Origin of the sequence: Kaistella carnis (genome assembly GCF_003860585.1) — a bacterium.
Taxonomy (GTDB): domain Bacteria; phylum Bacteroidota; class Bacteroidia; order Flavobacteriales; family Weeksellaceae; genus Kaistella; species Kaistella carnis.
The window spans coordinates 2265030-2286518 of record NZ_CP034159.1 but is presented as its reverse complement, the minus strand read 5'-3'; the positions used below and the strand labels follow the sequence as shown (position 1 = coordinate 2286518).

The 21489-nt window shown below is 37.4% G+C and carries 19 protein-coding genes; 7 read left to right on the top strand and 12 right to left on the bottom strand.

The genetic code is table 11. The annotated features are described in order from the left end of the window. The first annotated feature begins 16 nt into the window (after nt 1–16). Nucleotides 17–778, top strand: coding sequence for a type III pantothenate kinase (locus EIB73_RS10610; protein WP_125025231.1), 762 nt, complete (start codon nt 17–19; stop codon nt 776–778). 108 nt (nt 779–886) lie between these two features. Here the strand turns inward: EIB73_RS10610 and EIB73_RS10605 are convergent, their stop codons facing one another. The 3 genes from EIB73_RS10605 to EIB73_RS10595 form a co-directional block, all read right to left on the bottom strand. Next, nucleotides 887–1318, bottom strand: coding sequence for a nucleoside deaminase (locus EIB73_RS10605; protein ID WP_125026102.1), 432 nt, complete (start codon nt 1316–1318; stop codon nt 887–889). Between the two features lie 78 nt (nt 1319–1396). After that, nucleotides 1397–1942 carry a DUF3575 domain-containing protein gene (locus EIB73_RS10600; RefSeq protein WP_125025229.1) on the bottom strand — a complete coding sequence of 182 codons (546 nt, stop codon included), beginning with the start codon at nt 1940–1942 and terminating at the stop codon, nt 1397–1399. A 64-nt stretch (nt 1943–2006) separates the two neighbouring features. Next, on the bottom strand, nt 2007–2636 hold the full coding sequence (locus tag EIB73_RS10595; protein ID WP_125025227.1) for a hypothetical protein: 630 nt from the start codon (nt 2634–2636) through the stop codon (nt 2007–2009). Between the two features lie 181 nt (nt 2637–2817). Between EIB73_RS10595 and EIB73_RS10590 the strand changes: the two genes are divergently transcribed. After that, nucleotides 2818–4365: an IS1182 family transposase gene (locus EIB73_RS10590; protein WP_125026064.1), complete on the top strand. Its 1548-nt coding sequence runs from the start codon at nt 2818–2820 to the stop codon at nt 4363–4365. A gap of 126 nt (nt 4366–4491) precedes the next feature. Here EIB73_RS10590 and EIB73_RS10585 read toward each other — a convergent pair whose 3' ends face one another. The 5 genes from EIB73_RS10585 to EIB73_RS10565 form a co-directional block, all read right to left on the bottom strand. Further along, entirely contained in the window at nt 4492–5694 is a 1203-nt protein-coding gene (locus tag EIB73_RS10585) for an IS256 family transposase (RefSeq protein WP_125021533.1), read from the bottom strand. A 179-nt stretch (nt 5695–5873) separates the two neighbouring features. Beyond that, a complete protein-coding gene (locus tag EIB73_RS10580; RefSeq protein ID WP_125025225.1) occupies nt 5874–6515 on the bottom strand; it encodes a 50S ribosomal protein L25/general stress protein Ctc in 642 nt (213 codons plus the stop codon). Nucleotides 6516–6563: 48 nt separating this feature from the next. Next, nucleotides 6564–7502, bottom strand: a complete 939-nt coding sequence (locus EIB73_RS10575) for a ribose-phosphate pyrophosphokinase (RefSeq protein WP_125025223.1) — start codon at nt 7500–7502, stop codon at nt 6564–6566. A 91-nt stretch (nt 7503–7593) separates the two neighbouring features. Beyond that, on the bottom strand, nt 7594–9147 hold the full coding sequence (locus tag EIB73_RS10570) for an SGNH/GDSL hydrolase family protein (RefSeq protein WP_125025221.1): 1554 nt from the start codon (nt 9145–9147) through the stop codon (nt 7594–7596). A 14-nt stretch (nt 9148–9161) separates the two neighbouring features. Continuing rightward, on the bottom strand, nt 9162–10400 hold the full coding sequence (locus EIB73_RS10565) for an OmpP1/FadL family transporter (protein WP_125025219.1): 1239 nt from the start codon (nt 10398–10400) through the stop codon (nt 9162–9164). 389 nt (nt 10401–10789) lie between these two features. On the opposite strand from EIB73_RS10565, the gene EIB73_RS10560 reads away from it, so the two are divergent. The 5 genes from EIB73_RS10560 to EIB73_RS10540 all read left to right on the top strand — a co-directional run bounded on the left by EIB73_RS10560 (nt 10790) and on the right by EIB73_RS10540 (nt 17851). Continuing rightward, the gene (locus tag EIB73_RS10560) at nt 10790–12079 is read left to right on the top strand and encodes a PSP1 domain-containing protein (protein WP_125025217.1); all 1290 of its coding nucleotides are present in this window, start codon (nt 10790–10792) and stop codon (nt 12077–12079) included. Next, entirely contained in the window at nt 12066–12536 is a 471-nt protein-coding gene (locus EIB73_RS10555; RefSeq protein ID WP_164467879.1) for a gliding motility lipoprotein GldH, read from the top strand. The genes EIB73_RS10560 and EIB73_RS10555 overlap by 14 nt, the downstream gene beginning before the upstream one ends. Nucleotides 12537–12544: 8 nt before the next feature. After that, nucleotides 12545–14926, top strand: coding sequence for a transglycosylase domain-containing protein (locus EIB73_RS10550; protein WP_125025213.1), 2382 nt, complete (start codon nt 12545–12547; stop codon nt 14924–14926). 75 nt (nt 14927–15001) lie between these two features. Continuing rightward, complete coding sequence (locus EIB73_RS10545) at nt 15002–16546, top strand: protein adenylyltransferase SelO (RefSeq protein WP_125025211.1); 1545 nt, start codon at nt 15002–15004, stop codon at nt 16544–16546. A gap of 30 nt (nt 16547–16576) precedes the next feature. Further along, nucleotides 16577–17851, top strand: coding sequence for a DUF6080 domain-containing protein (locus EIB73_RS10540; protein WP_185144617.1), 1275 nt, complete (start codon nt 16577–16579; stop codon nt 17849–17851). A 219-nt stretch (nt 17852–18070) separates the two neighbouring features. On the opposite strand, the gene EIB73_RS10535 is transcribed toward EIB73_RS10540, so the two are convergent. From EIB73_RS10535 to glmM, 4 genes are all read right to left on the bottom strand, one after another. Continuing rightward, the gene (locus EIB73_RS10535) at nt 18071–19441 is read right to left on the bottom strand and encodes a tetratricopeptide repeat protein (RefSeq protein ID WP_125025209.1); all 1371 of its coding nucleotides are present in this window, start codon (nt 19439–19441) and stop codon (nt 18071–18073) included. A 74-nt stretch (nt 19442–19515) separates the two neighbouring features. Further along, nucleotides 19516–19773: a Txe/YoeB family addiction module toxin gene (locus EIB73_RS10530; protein WP_125025207.1), complete on the bottom strand. Its 258-nt coding sequence runs from the start codon at nt 19771–19773 to the stop codon at nt 19516–19518. Beyond that, a complete protein-coding gene (locus EIB73_RS10525) occupies nt 19764–19952 on the bottom strand; it encodes a DUF2683 family protein (RefSeq protein WP_125025205.1) in 189 nt (62 codons plus the stop codon). Before EIB73_RS10525 ends, EIB73_RS10530 begins: the two co-directional genes overlap by 10 nt. Before the next feature lie 34 nt (nt 19953–19986). After that, complete coding sequence (gene glmM, locus EIB73_RS10520) at nt 19987–21369, bottom strand: phosphoglucosamine mutase (protein WP_125025203.1); 1383 nt, start codon at nt 21367–21369, stop codon at nt 19987–19989. Nucleotides 21370–21489: the final 120 nt, after the last annotated feature.

The following is a 21489-nucleotide window of genomic DNA, read 5'->3' as shown; positions in this document are numbered from 1 at the left end:
TAAAATAAAGAAACAGATGAATTCCATCGTAATTAATATAGGAAATACCAATATCAGATTTGGCTTGTTTGATGATGACAATTGTGATATTTCCTGGATCCTAAATACAAAACCTTACCGCACGAGTGACGAACTGCAGATGCAGTTTATGATGATGTATCAAACTCATAAAATTGAGGCAGACAAGATTGATAAAGTGATCATCGGGTCTGTAGTTCCACAATTAACGTACGACGTTTCCCGCGCGATTCAGAAAATCCACGGGAAGAAACCGATCATCGTTGACCGGGAAACCGCGTCCGGCGTACAGCCTAAATCCAAACAGATGGGAACAGATATTTACGCCAACCTGGTTGCTGCGCATCATTTATATCCCGCCGATAAAAAGAAAATCGTTTTTGATTTTGGAACCGCACTTACGGCGAGCTGTATTAATGAATCTGGGGAAACCATTGGGGTAATTATTGCACCCGGAATTATAACAGCGCTGAATTCTTTAATCCACGACACCGCACAATTGCCCGAAATAGAATTGATAAAACCAAAGTCGGTTCTGGGTTTAGACACTGTTTCCTGTATGCAGAGCGGAATGGTTTATGGCTATTTGGGCATGGTAGAAGGTTTTATCGACCGTATTAACCATGAAGTAGATGCAGATTGTTTCGTAATTGCAACCGGCGGAGTTTCGCATGTATATAAACCGCTGACGGATAAAATACATATCGCAGATCGACTGCATACCTTGAAAGGATTGTATTATTTAGGTAAAGATTTATAAATGTGAACTGCGTTTCTGTGAATTGGGAAGGGAAATGAAATTTTCAAATCCGAAGACATCGTTAAATTGGAAAAAATTCCTTTTAAAAAATCACTGTAAAGAACTAATTTATCTTTTACTTTTAAAAAATTCTTTTACGATTATAGAGCATTCATTTTCAAGAACTCCCAGAACAATTTCTGTTTTTGGGTGAAGAGTCAATGCTTTATTAATAAACCCTCGCTGTTCATCTCTTGCCCCAATAACGACCTTCGAAATTTGGGACCAATTGAGCGCACCCGCACACATGACACAGGGCTCCAACGTAACGTACATCGTACAATTTTGCAGATATTTACCTCCCAGGAAATTTGCCGCAGCGGTAATGGCCTGCATTTCTGCATGCGCGGTTACATCATTTAAGGCTTCCGTAAGATTATGGGCTTTAGCGATGACGCGATTATTACCTACGATGACGCAGCCAATGGGAACCTCATCTTTTTCAAAAGCACTTTGGGCTTCCTGCAGCGCCATTTTCATAAAATATTCGTCCGTAAACATATTCATTTTGGGTGATTATCATTTAAAATAAAAAGGTTCAGTGTAAAACTAAACCTTTTATTAAATAGTTTTTACTTTTTAAAATCGGTAACCAATTCCAAGCATTCCTTTACCTGTGATTGCTGAATCATAGTCGCTATCCATTCCGAATCTTCTGGCAATTCCAATACTTGCTTCGAAAATAATATTTTTTCTAGCAACCCATTTTCCACCAAAACTAACACCGATACCAACGGTTGTATTTTTTTCCGGTACAAAGTAACTTTCGAAATAGCCGGGACCTACATTGTAATTGTACCTACCATCATTTGAAGTGGTAATCGGCACAAATCCTTCTACAAAAAAGCCCGAGGCATATTTTTTACCAAAATACATTCGGTAATAAGGGGAGATTTGTGATTGCAAACCAGAATCATCGCCGGCGTTATCTAAAAGGTAAGCCACATTTACTCCAATACCAGAATTTTCATTAAGAAGTCGCTCGTATGAAATATTAAGGGCGGGCCCGGCAATTAATTCGATGGGACTGATCATAACGTCATTTTGTCTTTCACCCGACATTTCCTGACCTTGAACGCTAAGAAATCCTGCACCGAATGCTGCAATCAATAAAATTTCTTTCATAAATATTTTTCTCAAATATAAACTTAAAATCAACACGAAACCAATTCGGTACTAAAATAAGTTTTTAATCGAAATTCATGGCTAGAGGCAATCGGAATCGGTATCTTACCGCAGTTCCTTTAACATAGGCGGGAGAAAATTTTTCCGGAAGAAGGTATAGCGCAATCTCTGCCTGTCGGTTGAAGGTGAAATTATCGCCATCCGCTTTTACAGAACTGATCGATCCATCTTTTTCTACCACAAAAACCAAACTGGTTTTCAGGACTTTTTCATTTGCTAAAATAGCATCACTATAGAAAGACTCTACGAGCTGTTTGCGCATGAGTTCAAAACCTCCGGGATATTGTGCATCGCTGCTCAGATCAGATTTTTTAGGGCTTGGTGTTTGTTTGGTATTGGTATTTTTTAATTGAATCCCGTTAAGATCCTCTCTTATTTTCACCCGCACTAAGGCATTTAACAACGCCGCATTCTGAATACTGTCTAATTTCAGCATGAACTCTTTAAAGTCATTCTTTACGGTCATTTTCTGTTCAGGACTTACCTCCTTATCGAATCTCTTTTTAAACTCATTATTGAGCATGTAGCGTTGATAGTCGTAGAAATTCTTGACTTCTTTAAACTCCTTATTCTGCTGTCCGAAACAGAAGGATAAGAAAAGCAGAAAATAGAGATGCAGGAGTTTTTTGGTCACCGTAATTAATTATAGAGTAAAAATAATAAAAATAATGAACTTCAAGATTGCTTTTGAATTTTAATACGTCTGCAGTTTATGATATCACTTAAAAAAAGAAGCCGTCTCAATACTGAGGCGGTTTTTTCTGTGTTTAACATTTGTCAGTTTTAGAGAATTTTACTATCTTTAAGTATTGATAATCAATTATATGAGTATTAAATTTAAAGATTATAACCAACAACAAAATTGGTTATTCCCACCATCAATCGAGGAATTGATTCCAGAAAATCATGCCGTTCGGGTCGTTAATGGAATTATTGAACAACTGGATTTACGATTGCTCATTGAAGAGTATAGTAAAGATGGCAAACCGAGCTTTCATCCCAAGATGATGCTTAAGGTGATGGTTTACGCTTATATGGATAATACGTATTCCAGCAGGAAGATCGAAAAAGCGATGCGTGAGAATATTAATTTTATGTGGTTGTCCGCTCAACAGGTCGCAGACCATAACACCATCGCACGTTTTCGGAGCAAGAAACTCAAGACTATTTTCAAAGACATTTTCAAACAGGTCGTCCTGTTATTAGCAGAGGAAGGACTCGTTAGCTTGAAAGAAGTTTTTACCGATGGAACTAAGATAGAGTCTATTGCCGGGAGATATACCTTCGTTTGGGGCAATGCCATTAAAACCAGAAAAGAGAAGATGGCAGAACAACTTGAACAAATGTGGAACTATGCCCAAAGCATTGCTGAGGAAGAAGACAGCGATCCTACACCACCGGAGTTTAAAACCATCGATAAAGATAAAATAGAGAAGACCGCCAAGAAAATAGAAGAGATCATCAGCAAAAACCCGAAGGCATCCACCAAAGCAAAGGCAAAATTAAGATACATTCAAAAGAATTTTTCTCAGAACCTGGATAAGTACCAGGAGCAGGAAAAGGTTTTGGACGGACGTGGCAGTTATAGTAAGACCGATCCCGATGCCACATTTATGCGCATGAAAGATGATCATATGCAGAATGGTCAACTTAAACCCGCCTACAACGTGCAGGTAAGTTCTGAATCCCAGTTTGTTATTCATTATACTTTACACCAAACCACCAATGATTTAAATACGCTTAAACCACATCTCAATACTTTTGAAGAACTTTATCAGTTTTTGCCGGAAGAACTTACTGCTGATGCTGGTTACGGCAGTGAAGAAAATTATGATTTTCTGGAAGAGAAAAATATAGAAACCTTCGTAAAATACAACACCTTCGATAAGGAACAGGGTATTTTAAAATCGAAAAGAAAGAAAATCAACGAAGACTTTCACCGCGATAAACTTTATTATAACGAAGAGAACGATCAGTATATCTGTCCGATGGGGCAACCGATGAATAAAATCACCAACCGAAATCGAAAAACAAAAAGCGGTTATGCTCAGACAAGTTCACTGTACCAGGCTCAAAACTGCACCGGTTGTCCGCTGCGAGGGGCTTGCCATAAAGCCCAGGGAAACAGAATAATAGAACGCAACCAAAATTTAGAACGGCATAAGGAGAGAGTTCGGGAAAACATCTTGAGTGAAATCGGAGAAATAAAACGCAAACAACGCACGGCGGATGTAGAACCCGTCTTTGCACATATCAAATCCAATCGGAACTTCAAGCGTTTTACACACAAAGGAATAGAAAAAGTGGAATTAGAGTTCGGATTACACGCTTTAGCACACAATCTAAGAAAAAAGAGTGCTTAAGTAAGAGCACATTTTTATCCTAATGTGCAAAAATCACAAATAATCAAAATTTAACGCTTTACAACAGAAAATAAAAGACACTGTCCCGCAAAGTGTGTAAGTTGAAAAGTTTAAGACTTGAGTTTTTTATAACTTGAGCCTTTCTTCAAATATAAGCATAAATTGATTTAATACGATTCCCCAATCTCGAATCGGCATTGTCCATTTTTTTGTTGCTTCTCTTAAGGCAAGGAAAACTGACTTTAAAACCGCATCATCAGTAGGAAAAGACATTTTATTTTTAGTATATTTTCTTATTTTTCCGTTGAGATTTTCTATTAAATTGGTGGTGTAAATGATTTTACGGATTTCCACCGGAAATTCGAAAAATACCGTTAATTCATCCCAATTATCTCTCCAGGATTTGATGGCATACGAATATTTAGATTCCCATTTTTCTGCAAAATCATTTAAGGCGGCTTCTGCGGCTTGCTTGGTGGGAGCGTTGTAAATGTGTTTCATGTCGGAAGTAAAGGCTTTTCTGTCCTTCCAAACTACGTATTTACAAGCATTTCTAATCTGATGCACCACGCAGATCTGAGTTTGAGATTGTGGGAAAACACTGCGAATAGTTTGGGTAAATCCATTGAGATTATCCGTTGCAGTGATCAGTATATCTTCTACGCCACGTGCTTTTATGTCAGTTAAAACGCTCATCCAAAAACTGGAACTTTCGTTTTTTCCAAGCCACATTCCCAGAACTTCTTTTCTTCCATCCCGTCTTAAACCAACGGCAAGATAAATGGTTTTGTTGATAACTTTTGAGTTCTCACGGACTTTAAAAACAATTCCATCCATCCAAACAATGAGGTATAAATCCTCTAGTGGCCGATTTTGCCAAGCGACAATCTCACTGGAAACCGCATTGGTAATCCTGGATATTGTGGATGTTGAAACATCAAAATCATACATTTCCTTGATCTGATCTTCAATATCACTTACACTCATTCCTTTGGCATAAAATGAGATGATAACATTTTCCAAACCTTCAATAATATTATGCCTTTTGGGAACTAAGGCTGGCTCAAAAGTACTTTCCCTATCCCGCGGAACTTTAATTTCATCTTCGCCAAAAGAGGTTTTTATCTTCTTGGTTTGATGGCCATTGCGATAATTTCCGTCTTTTGTTTTTTGATGTTTCTCGGTATCCAGATGGTCATCTAATTCGGCTTCGAGCATATGTTCTACGGCTCGTTTGTGCATTGTTTTGAAGAAAGAGGTTAAATCTTCTCCACTCTTGAAGGATTTGTAGAAATCCTTGTTGTTTAATAATTCTTCTTTGTCGATCATAACTGTATAAAGTTTAAAAATAGTAAAAAGTTATTTCCGAAAAAGTTTTGAGCTTTTGAAGGCTCAAAATTTTTCAGAATAACTTTTCAACTTACACAGTTAGTGAAACACTACCAAATAAAAAAACCGCCTCAAATTTTATTTTGAGACGGCTTCTTCAATTTTATAGTGAGAACTATTTATTCAGCACTTGTAGCATCAGCTGCAGGAGCATCTCCTTCTGCTGTAGCAGTTTCTTCATCATCGTCATCTGCAGCAGCAGCGCCACCTTTCATTGCAGTTCTAGACATCTTAACAGCTACTACAACTGCGTTGTCTGGATGCATGAAAGAGAATCCTTCCGCTTTGATATCGCCAACATAAAGTTTGCTTCCAATCTTTAATGGAGTAACATCTACCACGATTTCGTCTGGCAAGTTTCCTGGGATTGCTTTTACTTTCAATTTTCTGAAAGACTGTCTCATTGCACCACCGGCAACAACACCTTTTGAACGTCCTGTAAGTTTTACCGGAACCTCCATCACTACTGGCTTATCATCTGACAACTGATAGAAATCAGCATGCAAGATCTTATCTGTAATTGGGTGGAATTGGATGTCCTGAAGAACAGCTGGAATGGTTTTTCCGTCAACCTCAATAGATACCGTGTGTGCTTCAGGAGTATATACCAAACCTTTGAAAGATCTTTCTTCAGCAGAAAAATTTAAAGTTTCAGCACCTCCGTAAACAACACAAGGAACTAATTCAGCATCACGTAAAGCTTTAGTAGACTTTTTGCCCACGCTTTCTCTTTTTGTACCTTGAATTGTAATTGATTTCATTATAATATATTAAAAAATTTTAAGGGTGCAAAGATATAAATTATTATTTTAAATAATGAATTTATCACTAATTGATTTGTGCTGATGAACCATTTTCATCACATCTGCAAAAAGTTCGGCACAAGACAATACTTTGATCTTTGATGATAATTCTGTTTTAATCGGAATAGTATCGGTCACGATCACTTCCGAAAGTTTTGAATTCTGAATGTTTTCATAGGCTTTTCCGGAAAGTACACCGTGGGTCGCCATGGCACGTACACTTTTTGCTCCGTTCGCCATCAGAATGTCTGCCGCTTTGCAAAGTGTTCCTGCTGTATCGATCATATCATCAATAAGGATTACGTTTCTTCCTTCAACATGACCGATCAAAAACATTTCTTCTACAACATTTGCTTTTTTTCTTTCTTTGTAAGCGATTACCACTTCGGCACTCAAGTGACTTGCGTAGTTTTTCGCTCTTTTCGCTCCACCCATATCTGGTGACGCAATGGTAAGGTCTTCTAAATTTAACTGCTTAATGTAATCGATGAAAATTGTTGAAGCATACAAATGATCTACCGGTATTTCAAAGAATCCCTGAATTTGATCTGCATGCAGATCCATAGTCATAATGCGGGTTGCTCCTGCTGCGGTAAGAAGGTTTGCGACTAACTTCGCACCGATTGGCGCTCTGGGCTGGTCTTTACGGTCTTGTCTTGCCAAACCGTAGTAAGGTAAAACCACCGTGATGCTTTTCGCAGATGCTCTTTTAGAGGCATCGATCATAAGTAATAATTCCAAAAGATTGTCTGCCGGTGGAAAAGTGGATCCAATCAAAAAAACCCGTCCACCACGAACAGATTCATCTAATACGGGCTCGAATTCCCCATCACTAAATTCCTGGAAATTAATTTTCCCCATTTCCTGCCCATAAAAGTGAGCAATTCTCTCTGCCAAAACTTTACTTGTCCTGGTAGAGAATAGATAACTTGCCTGATCAGCCATTTTTACTTTTTTTTAGATGTGCAAATTTAAAAAAATAAAACCACTCGAAGGATTCAAGTGGTTTTATTATTAAATGATTTTTAACAAACTGTTATGGGAATGTTACTCCGCTATAGCTATTAACATTTACCATTGGTAAATTAGAATTATACTTCTTGTTAATCTCTTTCATAAATTCATTAGCAATTAAGGCATATCCTCTTCCTGTAAGATGTACTCCATCTAAAGAGAATGTTCCACCGGTCACAAATTTAGAGGTATACCTAACACCATCCCACTGGATTCCGGAGGCAGATGCCAACTCAATCATTTTCGCATTCGCATCAACGAAAGCATAACCTTTACCATCTGCGGCATTTTTGATCACCTGATTATATGCTGCAATGGTTGTGTTTACCTCTTCAACCTCTGTTGAAGTTAATACATATTTGTCTGCAAAAGGATAAGCAATTCCTCTTGAAGCTAAAGATGCAGGAATTCCTGGAGGCAAGGTTTCTAATGTTCCCAGTGCTGCCTTCGTAGTTAAGGGGGTTAGATCGCCAGGTTTCGTTTGTCTCGCCTGTCCGTAAACCGCACCTAAATATCCAGCCAAAGCCATAAGCGTTGGATTACCAGAAGCTGATGCTGCTGCAGTAATTTGTGCACCCAGGTTTGGAAGGCTTTCATCCTTAATAAGCATTGGGTTAGCTCCGGTTTTTGACAATGGTTTAATTCGATCTCCTGCAGAGAATGCAGTTAAAATTTGGTTCAATGGGCCGTACAATTGTGCATTTAAAGCGTCAATATTTGCTTCACCCGCTGCAATATCTCCTTGCCCTAATACCTTCGCAGTTAATGGATTGTAAGGGAATGTAGTTAATGATGGAATTGAAGTTACATTTGGGATATTAGCAATAACACCTTTCGCAGTAGTTCCTGTAGAAATTTGGTTAATTACCATATTGTAATACGTTGCGAACTCCGCAGCTGGAGTTAAAGCCTCTATAGTCGAATCTCCACCTGCCAAAGCATAGAGCAAGGCATCGTTACTTCCTATCCATAAAGAGAAGAAAGTCGGACTTTGCGCTACAAAATCGGCCAGAATTGAAGTATTTGGAGACGAAGCAAATCTTACGAAATAAGGATTTGCAGTCTTTGCCAAAATACCAGCAGGATTTCCATAACCGGGTGCGAGTAAATGCGACACTCTTGCGCCAGGTACCCCCATATTATTAAAAGGACCTGTTAAAACCGTATTTACTAATGTGGTAGCAACATTGTTATTCGCGTTCTTCAAATCTGGAGCACCATCTATAAAATCGTTAATATATATTTTTGTATTAGCGATCTGAACTGTTCCGGCACCTGTATTGAAAAGAAGGCCACCATTATTGTCAGCCATTAAAGGTTGTGTAAAAGCTCCACCTCCTGTTAACATCATCTGTTGAGCGATCATACTTGGGTATGATTCCATTTGACCGTCAGCATAAAGTGCATTATCTCTGTAACCAGCTGTGAGGGAGTTTCCTAAAGCAACATACTTTGAAAAGTCAGCATCTCCGTTTGTCACAACAACATTGCTTACGTCGTTATCAAAATCTGTGTTACAGCTTACTGTAAAAAACAATGCTGAAACAGCAATTGTTGATATTAATATTTTTTTCATAATTAAATTAAATCTTAAAATGCGTTATATGACAAACCTAAACCAAAGTAATACGCTTTCGCTTTCGCTTGTCCGTAGAAATCAGTATTACTGTTATTCACCAGTCTGCTTTTTGGGAATGCAATTCCACCGGCGATATCTACTCCAAATCCTTTCATAAGGTTGATTCCTACCCCAGCGGTTACAACATTAGAGTCGAAAGATGGTGTTTCTGCTTGAAAATTTTCATCAGTATATGGTGACTCATCATAATAATATCCTGCACGTGCTGCAAACATATCGTTGATTTGATATTGAGTACCCACTCTCCAAGTCTGTGTGCTTTTGAAATTCTTCGGACTTACTAATACTGTTGGATCAGTCGGCTGGTTACCGATTGGTGCATTTGCGAAATCTAAAGTAAGTTTATTGTATTGATCCCAACCACTATAATTAAAGTCTCCGGAAATCATCCATTTTGGCGTAATTTTATAAGTCGCTCCAATTGTATACTCATCTACCAAAGGTAAAGTTGCTTTAAAAGAATCCTTACCGGAAGCATCAAGACCTAAACTTGGATATAAAGCCGGCGAAATATTAAAACTCACAACTCCTTTGTCCGCCTCCATATCGATCGGGGAGCGGTATGCGATGCTCACATCCAATTTATCGTTTGGCTGAAAATAAAATCCTAGACCGAAACCGCTTCCTGAAGCTTTATCATCCGTAAGATTTAAGCTTCCTCCCAATTGGGTCACTGCTTTATCCCAGTTCACACTTCCTTTTGCATAAATATAACTCCCTCCGACTGAAGCCCACGGTGCCAATTTAAATGAAACCATTGGTTGAAAATAAAATGCTTTTAATTCTAACCGCTGAACGATTTCTCGACCGGACCAATCTGAAGGCCACTCTATCGTACTTCCAAATGGGGTAGAGAAATTGAAACCGACAGAAACATTATCTAACACTTTATAAGCGACTGCTGCATAAAGTGGAGTTCCTAGTGGATTATCGGTATCAAAAGATTCAAGGGTTGACAAATTTTGGTAAGTAACGCTGGATTTCGCTCCGAAACCACCCGCTGCAATACTTAACTTAGCCGGAATAAAAGACATTCCTGCAGGATTAAAGAAAGTAACACTCGCGTCCTCTGCATGAGCACTGGTGTGAGCCATTGCTAATTGCTTAACGCCTTGTAAAGAAACTCTAAAGCCTCCAGCTTGCGCAAGAACACCAGCTAACAATGCTGTTGTTAAAACTATTTTTTTCATAAAATCATTATTAATCTTCCAAATATAAAATTATTTTTTAAACAAATGTTAATTATTCATAAATTATTTTAAACAAATATCATTTCAGTAACAATGTTTAAATTAGCATTGTCGCAAAAACCTTTATGAAACCTTTATTAAAAGTAATTTTTAATTATTTGTCAAATAAAAAAAATCGACCGTTTAAATTAAATAAAATCACTAAAATCGCTTCATATTTCCATTTTTTTAATTGTATGATTTGCATAATAAACCTAATATAATTAAATAATTCACAAGATTTAGGTAGATTCTGTTAAAAGTAAAAAATTAACACGCTCAAATAGGCATCCTTTGAAATATACAAAAAAAATTATACTAAATTTGCATGATATAATTAAAATATAAATATGAGTTGTGGATGTAAAACATCCGGCGATTCTGCCCATTCATGCGGAACAAAATCCGCTGATGGCTGTGCAAGTGTAGATACGTGCGGAAATAGCTATAAATTAAGTGTTTTCGATTGGCTCTCAAATATTAACAGTCCTGCTCAATCAAATACTGATTTTGTAGAAGTTAGGTTTAAGAACGATCGTAAATTTTTTTATAAAAACGTTAATAAATTACCGCTTCATATAGGAAGCGTTGTCACAGTAGAATCAAGTCCGGGTCACGATATAGGTGTAGTAAGCCTCTCAGGAGAATTGGTTAAAATTCAGATGAAAAAAAAATACGTTTCTGAAGAAAACCCTCTAAAAATTTACCGATTAGCCAACCAAAAAGACATTGAAGTTTGGCAGGAAGTCAGACAAAAAGAAGAAAGTGTAAAAATTCAGGCGCGTAAAATTGCTTACGCCTTAAACCTGGATATGAAAATTACCGATGTGGAATATCAAGGAGATGGTGGAAAAGTTACCATCTACTATACCGCAGATACCCGCGTGGATTTCCGGCAGTTGATCAAAGAATATGCATCTTTGTTTAGAACTAAAATCGATATGAAACAAATCGGTTTCCGGCAAGAAGCCGCAAAAGTCGGTGGAATTGGTTCATGTGGTAGAGAATTGTGCTGTTCAACATGGCTCACCGATTTCCGGTCAGTTAATACGAACGCCGCGCGTTATCAGCAATTAAGCATTAATCCGCAGAAATTAGCAGGACAATGTGGAAAACTGAAATGTTGCCTGAACTACGAGCTAGACAGTTATTTGGATGCATTAAGTCATTTTCCTCCTTCATCAACAACCATTGATACCGTAAAAGGAAAAGCTTTTTGTATTAAAATTGACGTTTTCAAAAAAAGAATGTGGTTTGCCTACGTAGACCATTCCATGTCATGGTATGATTTGGATGTTCAGGAAGTGAAAAAACTCATTGATACCAATAAAAAAGGGGAAAAAGCTCCACCTTTGGAAGAGTTAAAAATCAATGATATTCCGGTAAAATCGGTTGATTTGATTCAGGAAAACAATATGGACCGTTTCGAAAGGAAAAATAGACCTGCCGGAAAAAACCAGAACAAAAGGAAACCAAACAATCAAAATAAAACAGAGGGCAAACCTAATGTTAATCAACCGCCAAGGAATAAAAAACCACAGGAGAAAGCAGCGGGACAAAACGTAAAGGCTAGTCCTCAAAATCAAGGTCCGAAAAAATTTAAAAAGAAACCACAGCCAAAACGTGATGACAATGCATAAGATCATAGGCGTTTCTTTCTTTTTGTTTTTTCTTTTCAGCTGTAAAAACAGTGCCGAAGAAGTGGTGATGAATAACCTAAACGGCAAATGGAATAAAAAATCGGAGCAAAAGTTTGACTTTAAAATAGCAGATGCACAGACTCCGAAAAACATTATATTTGTTGTAAGAAACAATAACGATTATCCGTACAGTAACATCAGATTGATCGTTAATTTTTTGAACCAAAAAACAAAACAGAAAAGTACCGATACCTTGAATTATATTCTAGCGCAACCAAATGGGGCGTGGATAGGAAAAGGTTTCGGTGACACCAAAGAAACACTTTTCCAGTATAAATTAAATTATAAATTCCCCGAAAACGGAACGTATTCCATTGGAATTATTCAGGCGATGCGCAATGATAATCTGCCTGGGATTGAAGATATTGGTGTAAAAATTGAAACAGCAAAACCGTAATATTATTTATGGAAAACACACAGAATAAAGGAAATAAACCTCAACAAAAATTTCCACTTCCTCCTAAAAAGGTGAAAAATACGGGCTGGAAAAAATGGGTAAAACTGGTCTGGACTGGTCTGATTATTCTAATTATTGGAATAGCAGGTACCTTTTTTGCAGTGTCCCAGGGATTTCTTGGTGACATGCCCGATGTAAAAGAGCTGGACAATCCCGATATATTTGTGGCTTCAGAAATCTATTCCTCAGACGGAAAAATGCTGGGGAAGTTTGAAAAGGAAAAAACCCAACCTGTCACTTACAAGGAACTTCCACCGTATCTTATTTATGCACTTCAGGCAAAAGAGGATGAGCGTTTTAAAGAACATTCGGGAATTGATTTACAATCTGTTGCGAGAGCAGTTGCATTTGGTGGAAAACGAGGTGGTGGTTCTACCATTACACAGCAGTTAGCCAAACTTTTATTTACCGGAAGAGCCTCACAGAACACCTTACAGCGAAGTTTTCAGAAACTGAAAGAATGGGTAGTTGCAGTAAGTCTTGAGAAGAGATATACGAAAGAAGAAATCATTACTCTTTATTTCAATAAATTCGATTTTCTTTATAATGCCAATGGTATTGAAATGGCTTCGCGAATATACTTTAATAAAACAACCTCGAAACTCACCCTTCCCGAAGCTGCAATGTTTGTTGCCATGCTGGAAAATCCGGTGAAAAATAATCCGATGAGAAATGAGGAAAGAGCAAAGAGCAGAAGAGACGTTGTTTTAGATCAAATGTTAAAAACGGGTTATTTGGATCAGCAAACTTTTCAAAAAGCAGTAGACTCTCCTATTGCACTTGATTATCATCCCGTAAAATCGATTGATGAAGGTTATTCGGCTTACTATAAATTTTACTTAAGAAAAGAGATTGACGGTTACATCAAAGATTATGAAAAATCGACGGGTAAAACGCTTAATATATTCAAAGACGGTTTAAAAATTTATACCACCTTGGATTCTAAAATGCAAGGATATGCGGAAGAGTCCATAAAAGAGCACTTAACAGATCTCCAAAAAAGATTTGATGCGGAGCAAAGAGGTAGAAAACAAAGACCTTTTTACTTAATTAACGACAAGCAGATCAACTCCATCATGTTGAGTGCGATGAAGCGAACAGGACGATATAAGCAGTTAAAAAGTGCTGGCGTGTCCGAAGATTCCATTATGCTTGACTTCAAAAAACCAATTAAAACTTCAAGATTTACCTGGGCCGGTGAAGAAGAAGTGGAAATGTCACCATGGGATTCCATTCGGTATCACAAACAAATTGCACAGGCTGGTTTAATGTCGATGGTTCCAGGAACAGGCGAAATTAAAGCTTGGGTTGGGGGAATTAACTGGCAGCATTTCCAATATGATCATATTAAACAGGGGAAAAGACAGGTTGGTTCAACCTTTAAACCATTTGTTTACGCTACGGCCATCATGAAGTTGGGAATGACTCCTTGTTCAACCGTTTCCAATGCTACCTATACTAAAGGATCATGGAGCGTTAGAGGTCGAGGTGGAATGCTGACATTACGAGATGCTTTGGCACAATCCCAAAACCCGGTCGCAGTAAGATTAATTGAAATGACGGGTGTGAAAAGTGTCATTCAAACGGCCAGAGATCTTGGAGTTACTGAAGAGATCCCGAACGAGTATGCCGTTGCACTGGGTTCTTCTGATATTACAATTTATGAAATGTTAGGTGCCTACAGTACTTTTGCGAATTACGGAAATTACATCAAGCCCGAAATGATCTGGCGTATAGAAGATGGAAATTCCCGCTTAATTAAAGAAGTGAAACCGGTGACCAAAGAAGTCATGAACGAATTGTATGCGTACACCATGATTGATCTAATGAAAGGGGTAACAGAATTCGGTACCGCTTCTGGTGAATTGGGACGAAGAGGAGTTCCAAAAGGAATTGAGATCGCCGGTAAAACCGGTACAACACAGAATAACTCGGATGGTTGGTTTATGGGAATTACACCAAACCTTGCCACAGGAGTTTGGGTTGGCTGGGAAGATCGAGCCACGCATTTCTACGGAACAGGCGAAGGACAAGGAGCAAAAATGGCGCTACCGATCTGGGCAATTTACATGAAGAAAGTCTGGGCAGATAAAGAATTAGGAATCTCTCCGGAAGATAAATTTGTAAAACCATCCAATTGGACAGGAAGCTGTGCGGACTTACAGGGACTTGGTGGATATGGTGATGATGGCGGTTTGCAAACCATCGACCAGATTAAAAACCCAACGGTTTCTGAGCCGGTGAACACCAATAAAAAACCACCGGCTAGAAAAGAAGAAAACGTTAACGAAAACATCAATACCGGCGACGATATCGATTTTAACAAATAACATCAATATATATAATAAATGGAAAACATCCTTTCAAACTTTTGGAAGGATGTTTTTTTTAACGAACTTTGAATCATGAATTTAGATCAAATCACGCAACAATATTTATCCCTTTTCCCTGCCGACCTTTCCGGGAATCCAATGCAAAGACAAACTCCAAAAGTTTTATCTTCAACTACGGAAATTGCTCACTTCAAAAACCCTGACCTTATTATATTTAATGAAAAATTATCCGAAGAAATAGGATTAGGTAAAATTGAAAAGCAAGAAGACACCGATTTTTTAAATGCAAAATCACTTCCTGCTGAAATGAAAACTTATGCAACTGCGTACGCTGGACATCAGTTTGGAAACTGGGCTGGGCAACTCGGCGATGGCCGCGCAATTTTCACTGGTGAGATTAAAAATGCTGAAGGTCAGAAATCCGAAATCCAATGGAAAGGCGCCGGAGCAACTCCATATTCCCGGCATGCTGATGGACGCGCGGTTCTTCGTTCTTCCGTTCGGGAATATCTGATGAGTGAAGCGATGTTTCATTTGGGCATTCCCACGACTCGAGCCTTATCTCTTTCTTTCAGTGGAGAACAGGTTGTTCGAGATATGCTCTACGACGGAAATGCCGCGTACGAAAAAGGAGCTGTCATGACCAGAACTGCTCCAAGTTTTTTAAGATTTGGACATTTTGAATTGCTTTCTGCTCAAGGCGAAATTGAGACTTTAAAGAAACTTGCTGATTTTGCCATTGAAAATTATTTTCCAGAAATCGATATTGACAGTCCAAATAAATATGCGGATTTCTTCAAAACAGTTTCAGAGAAAACTGCGGATATGATTGTGGATTGGTTCCGCGTTGGATTTGTTCATGGCGTGATGAATACCGATAACATGTCCATTTTGGGATTAACGATTGATTACGGACCGTTTTCTTTCTTAGATGAATATGATTTGAATTTTACGCCGAATACAACCGATTTACCGGGTCGCAGATATGCTTTTGGAAATCAGGCAAAAATTGCACAATGGAATCTTTGGCAATTGGCCAACGCTTTATTTTCTTTAATTAAAGACGAATCCAAACTGGAAAAGATCCTGAATGATTTCAACACTACTTTCTGGATCAAACATGATGAAATGATGGCGAAGAAATTTGGATTTGATCAAGTTCAGGAAGGTGATGATGAACTGTTTACGAATGCGCAACAACTCATGCAGGATTTAAAAATCGATTATACGTTGTTCTTTAAACAGTTAGAAAGCTATGACGAAAATATCGATTATAAAGTTCATTTTAAAGAAGTATTTTATTCAAGAACGACAGAAGATCAATTTGAGAAACTAAAAGAATTTCTTGGTCTTTATCAAAATCGATTAGCAAAGAACAACATTTCAAAAGCCGATTCTTTAACGTTAATGAAAACCGCCAACCCTAAATTCATTCTGAGAAATTATTTACTTTTTGAATGTATTAATGAACTGAATGAAGGAAAAAAAGATTTACTGAATAAACTTTTAACTGCTCTGGAGAATCCTTACGAAGAAATCTATCCTGAATTTTCTGTCAAAAGACCCAATGAATATGATGGCCAAACAGGCTGCTCTACCCTTTCCTGTAGTTCTTAAAATTCCTTACTTTTGCCGAAATTAATGACCTTGAATTTAAAACAAAAATTTACAGATTTTCTGAAAACTGTTTTCCCGGAAACAAGATTCGAATTGTTTTTATTTCTGCTGTTCCTTACTGCTTATGGTATTTTGGGAACGGTGATTGCGTTGGATTATCGAATTATTTTTGATAACCGAATTCCGTGGGACGCATACTTCAGTTTTGATAATCGAGCGATTGTAATGACCGGCGGCGGATTTGAAAGACATCCTTTATCCAACTATTTTTTCAACTGGATTAAGGAGTTTGCCTTATTGTTTTCACATGGCAAAAAAGATGAAACCTTCCGACTGGTTTTGGCTTGGTGCAGCAACTTTGCGGTGAGTTTGAGCTTAGTTCAGGTTTATAAATATTTAAAGAACATCATCACCTTACCGAAAAAAATCTCTTTATTAATTCTATTCTTTTTCTCCTTTTTCAGCACGCCGATTTTACTTTCTTTCACGCCTGAAACTTATACTTATACCTTATTATTTTTAGTTTTATTTAATTATTATGCAGCTTTAAAAATTAGAAAAGAAGAAAAGATTCCGGCAATAGCTTTGGCTTTAGCTGCAGTTTCGATCGGTGGTTTAACGGTTACGAATGTTGTTAAAGTTTACATTCCGCTTCTTTTTGAAAAGAATGTCTTTAGAAACTGGCGAAAATTTGGAAATCTCGTTTTACGGGTTTTAATCTCCGTGTCGGTTTTTGTTTTACTGTTTCTATACCGACTGGATTTTAAGTTTTTAAACTTTTTAAATAAATCCGGTGAACAGTATGAAAAGTTTTCTAATCCCAAAGTGACCCCGATTTGGGACATGATTGTGTCGTGGTTTTTCGGTGGAAATATGCTTTTCAGTGGATTCGTAATTAAAGACTATCACAATAAAAAAGGATTTCAGTATAAAGCGCTTTTCATGGATGTTTATACTTCGTGGATTCCGTATGTATTTGTAGCAGCGGTTTTATTACTTGTTTTATGGAGTTTTGCCAAGAACTTTAAAAACAAATTCGTTCAGATTTTGATGATTTCTTTTTTGGTGGATATTGCGATTCACTGCGTTTTAAAATTCGGACTTCATACTTCTTATATTTACGGCGGACATTTTATATTCGTTGTTCCGGTGCTTCTTGGCTGGCTGTTTTACGGATATAAAGATTCGCCGAAAATACTTTCTTTTCTTTATGTTACGGTTTCTGTATTGTTCTTTTATTTAGCATTTAATAACGTGTTTAGAATGGCTGAGTTTTTTAACTTCCTTGAAATGTATTATCGATAGTTGGATCCAGACCGATCTTTATAAATGCGAAAATCTGCAGCCCGACTTGAACGGAGCTCTTTTTGTGAAACGTAGTGGAACAAAAAAGCGGGAGTGGAAGGCGGAAATGTCTGCCCAAACAAAGAATAGTAAACCTGATCGTGTCTTGCAATACTGAAGATCTTACTGTAAACAAAAAAAACGCACCTCTCCGTGCGTTTTCTATTTTCTAAAAAAGATTTACTTCTTTTTGGTTTTCACTTTATCCACTTCATCTTTTAAGAAAGGATATTTTTGCTGCATATCTTCCAGCAACTGCGGATCAAGCTCTAAGGCAGTTGCAAGCGCTGTTCTTCCTTTCTTCTGATTATTCAGCTGGAAATAACAGTTGCTTAACTGATAAAACAACTCGGCGCGGTTATGCATTTTTGTTGCGGCAACCAATACGGTAACAGCCTCTTCAAATTCACCGATCAACATCAAGACTTCCGAATACGCGTACCAGTTATAGAAACGCGTTGGTTCGAAATCAACTAATCTTTTCAGGCAAGTTAAACTCTCCTCGAATTTACCACCTTCGATATATAAAAAGGCAAGTCTTTTCTGATAATCCAAATTCGATTCGTTCAGAGAAACGGCTTCTTTCGCAAAGTGTAAGGCTTCTTTCATTCCGCCCATTTCCTCGTAAATGTAGGATTGCTCCATCATCGAAAGGTAAAACTGGGGATCATCACGCAACGATTTCTGAAACGAATTTAAGGCTAAAACAGGCTGCTTATTTTCTTTATAACACAAACCAATTTTATAAAAAGTAAACGATTTGGTATATTCTAAAGCCAACATTTCTTCATAGACTTCAACGGCTTTTAACCACTCGCCCATCGCTTCATAACACGCCGCTTTATTGGCGTAAACTCCGACAGATTGTGGATTGATCGCCAACAAATAATCAAAGCCATTAATGGCTTCTTCATATTTCTTTTTGTTGAAATAAAACTGTCCGTATTCGTACCAAGCCGTTTCTGAGAAGGCAAACTTATCCAGATAACCATTCAAGAACTCGATGGCTTCATCGCTTCGCTTCAATTGGTTATAACAGAACATCACGTTCTCTAACGAATATTCATCCTGCGGATCAAAATTCAAGGCCAGTTTATAATGCTTCAAGGCTTTGAACGGATCTTCTAAATTCACGTATTCATCTGCAATGAAGTTATGTAAAAAGTTTTCTTCTTCTTCCAGTTCTAAGGCTTTTTCGCAATACTCGATTGAACGTCTCGGATTTCCCAGATTCGAATAATATTTCGCACAGCAAACCAGGAAGTCGGTATGATCCATGCAGGATTCCTTCAGTTCAGTCATCAGTTCCTTGGCCTCAGCATATTTTTCCAATTCCAGGAAAACTTCGAATTGCTTAATTTTTAAATCAAGGGAGTTTGGGTGAATTTTCAGCCCATATTTTGTTGCCATATCGGCAAAGGAGATATCCCCCATTTCGAGATAATAGATAATAATCTCTTCATACTCTTCGGTTTCGAAGTAGAATTCATCATTATTCTCAACCATTGCTTCGAACTTTTCTACGAGTTCGTTTTCAAAAAATTCTTCCAATATATAATTTTGCGGTTCGTTTCCAAGATTGAAATTATCTTACAATCCTCGAAAAAAATCCTTTTATTTAAACATTAATAATGTCCTCTCAATGATTGTATATAAATTATTTCATCAATAACTTCATATACAATTCTATGTTCTAAATTTATCCTTCTACTCCAAGAGCCACTTAAACTGTGTTTCAATGCTTCGGGCTTTCCAATTCCTTCAAAAGGATGAACTTGTAAATCTTCTAAAAGTTCTGAAATTTTCTTCTGAACTATCTTATTTCCAGACTTTTTCCAATACGTTAAATCAAGTTGTGCCTGTTTGGTAAACTCTATTTCCATAAATTGGCAAGTCCAATTTTTTTAGTATCACCCTGCTCAATTTCTAATCGTGATTTTTGTATTTTTTTTACAAAATCTTTATCATAAGTATCTTCGACAAAATCGACCTCAATCGCTTTGAGAATCGCCTTTATCTTTTCAGATTCTTTTTTATTTTTCGGCTTTATTGTAATTGTCATCGCTCAAATTTGAATTAAAGTTACTTAATTCTAATTAAATCAAACTTCTTATTTTTTCAATCATTTGATCTCCTAAATTATCGGCTTCTTCTTGTGAGAAGGCCTCGGTGTAAATTCTGATAATCGGTTCCGTATTTGATTTTCTTAAATGGACCCAATTGTTTTCAAAATCTATTTTTACCCCGTCAATAGTGGAAATGTCTTCTGTTTGATACTCTTTTTCCACTTTAGTTAAAAGGGAGTCTACGTCGATATCCGGAGTCAATTCAATTTTCTTTTTACCCATGAAATAACTTGGGTAAGTTGCTCTCAATTCAGAAACGGTTTTATTTTCTTTTGCTAAATGCGTTAAGAATAATGCAACTCCTACCAAAGAATCACGACCATAATGAAGTTCTGGATAGATGATTCCACCATTTCCTTCACCACCAATAACCGCGTTTTTTTCTTTCATTAAAGTGACTACGTTTACTTCTCCTACAGCGCTGGCGAAATATTCAGAACCTAAATTTCTGGCAACATCTCTTAAAGCACGACTTGAAGAAAGGTTTGAAACTGCTGCTCCTTTTTGATGTCTCAAAAGATAATCAGCCACAGCAACCAAAGTATATTCTTCACCGAAAAGTTCGCCGTTTTCATCTACCAGAGCCAAACGGTCAACATCTGGGTCAACAACGATTCCGACGTCTGCTTTCTCAGTTTTCACCAGTTCGCAGATATCTCCTAAATGTTCTTTCAAAGGTTCAGGATTGTGTGGAAAATGTCCGTTCGGTTCGCAATATAATTTCACCACTTCACAACCTAATTCCCCTAATAACTGTGGAATAGCAATTCCGCCTGTTGAATTTACGGCATCAACAACGACTTTAAATTTCTTCGCTTTAATGACTTCTGCATCGACCATTGGTAAATCCAGAATCTTTTGAATATGAATATCAAAACCATCATCTCTGATTTCGTATTTTCCTAAATCATCAACTTCAGCGTAATCAAAATCTTGACTTTCGGCTAAAGCCAGAACTTCAGTTCCATTTTCACCAGTAATGAATTCACCTTTTTCATTTAATAATTTTAAAGCGTTCCATTGTTTCGGATTGTGAGAAGCGGTAAGGATAATTCCACCATCTGCATTCAGTTCAGGTACCATTACTTCAACAGTTGGCGTTGTAGAAAGCCCTAAATCAACCACGTTAATTCCCAAACCTTGCAAAGTTGCAGTTACTAATGAATTCACCATTGAGCCGGAAATACGTGCATCACGGCCGACCACAAGAGTAAGGTCTTTTTTGTTTTTATTATTTTGAAGCCAGGTTCCAAAAGCGGAAGTAAATTTTACCACATCAAGTGGCGTTAGATTTTCGTCAACTTTACCACCAATGGTTCCGCGGATTCCTGATATAGATTTTATTAAAGCCATAAACTGAGATTTTATAATATGATTTTCAAGAACAAATAAGTTCTCAAAAGGTCTGGTTTTTCAATCTGCAAAAATACGAATAAAATAGGAGCGAAATTATTAAACAAAAGTTAAATTAAA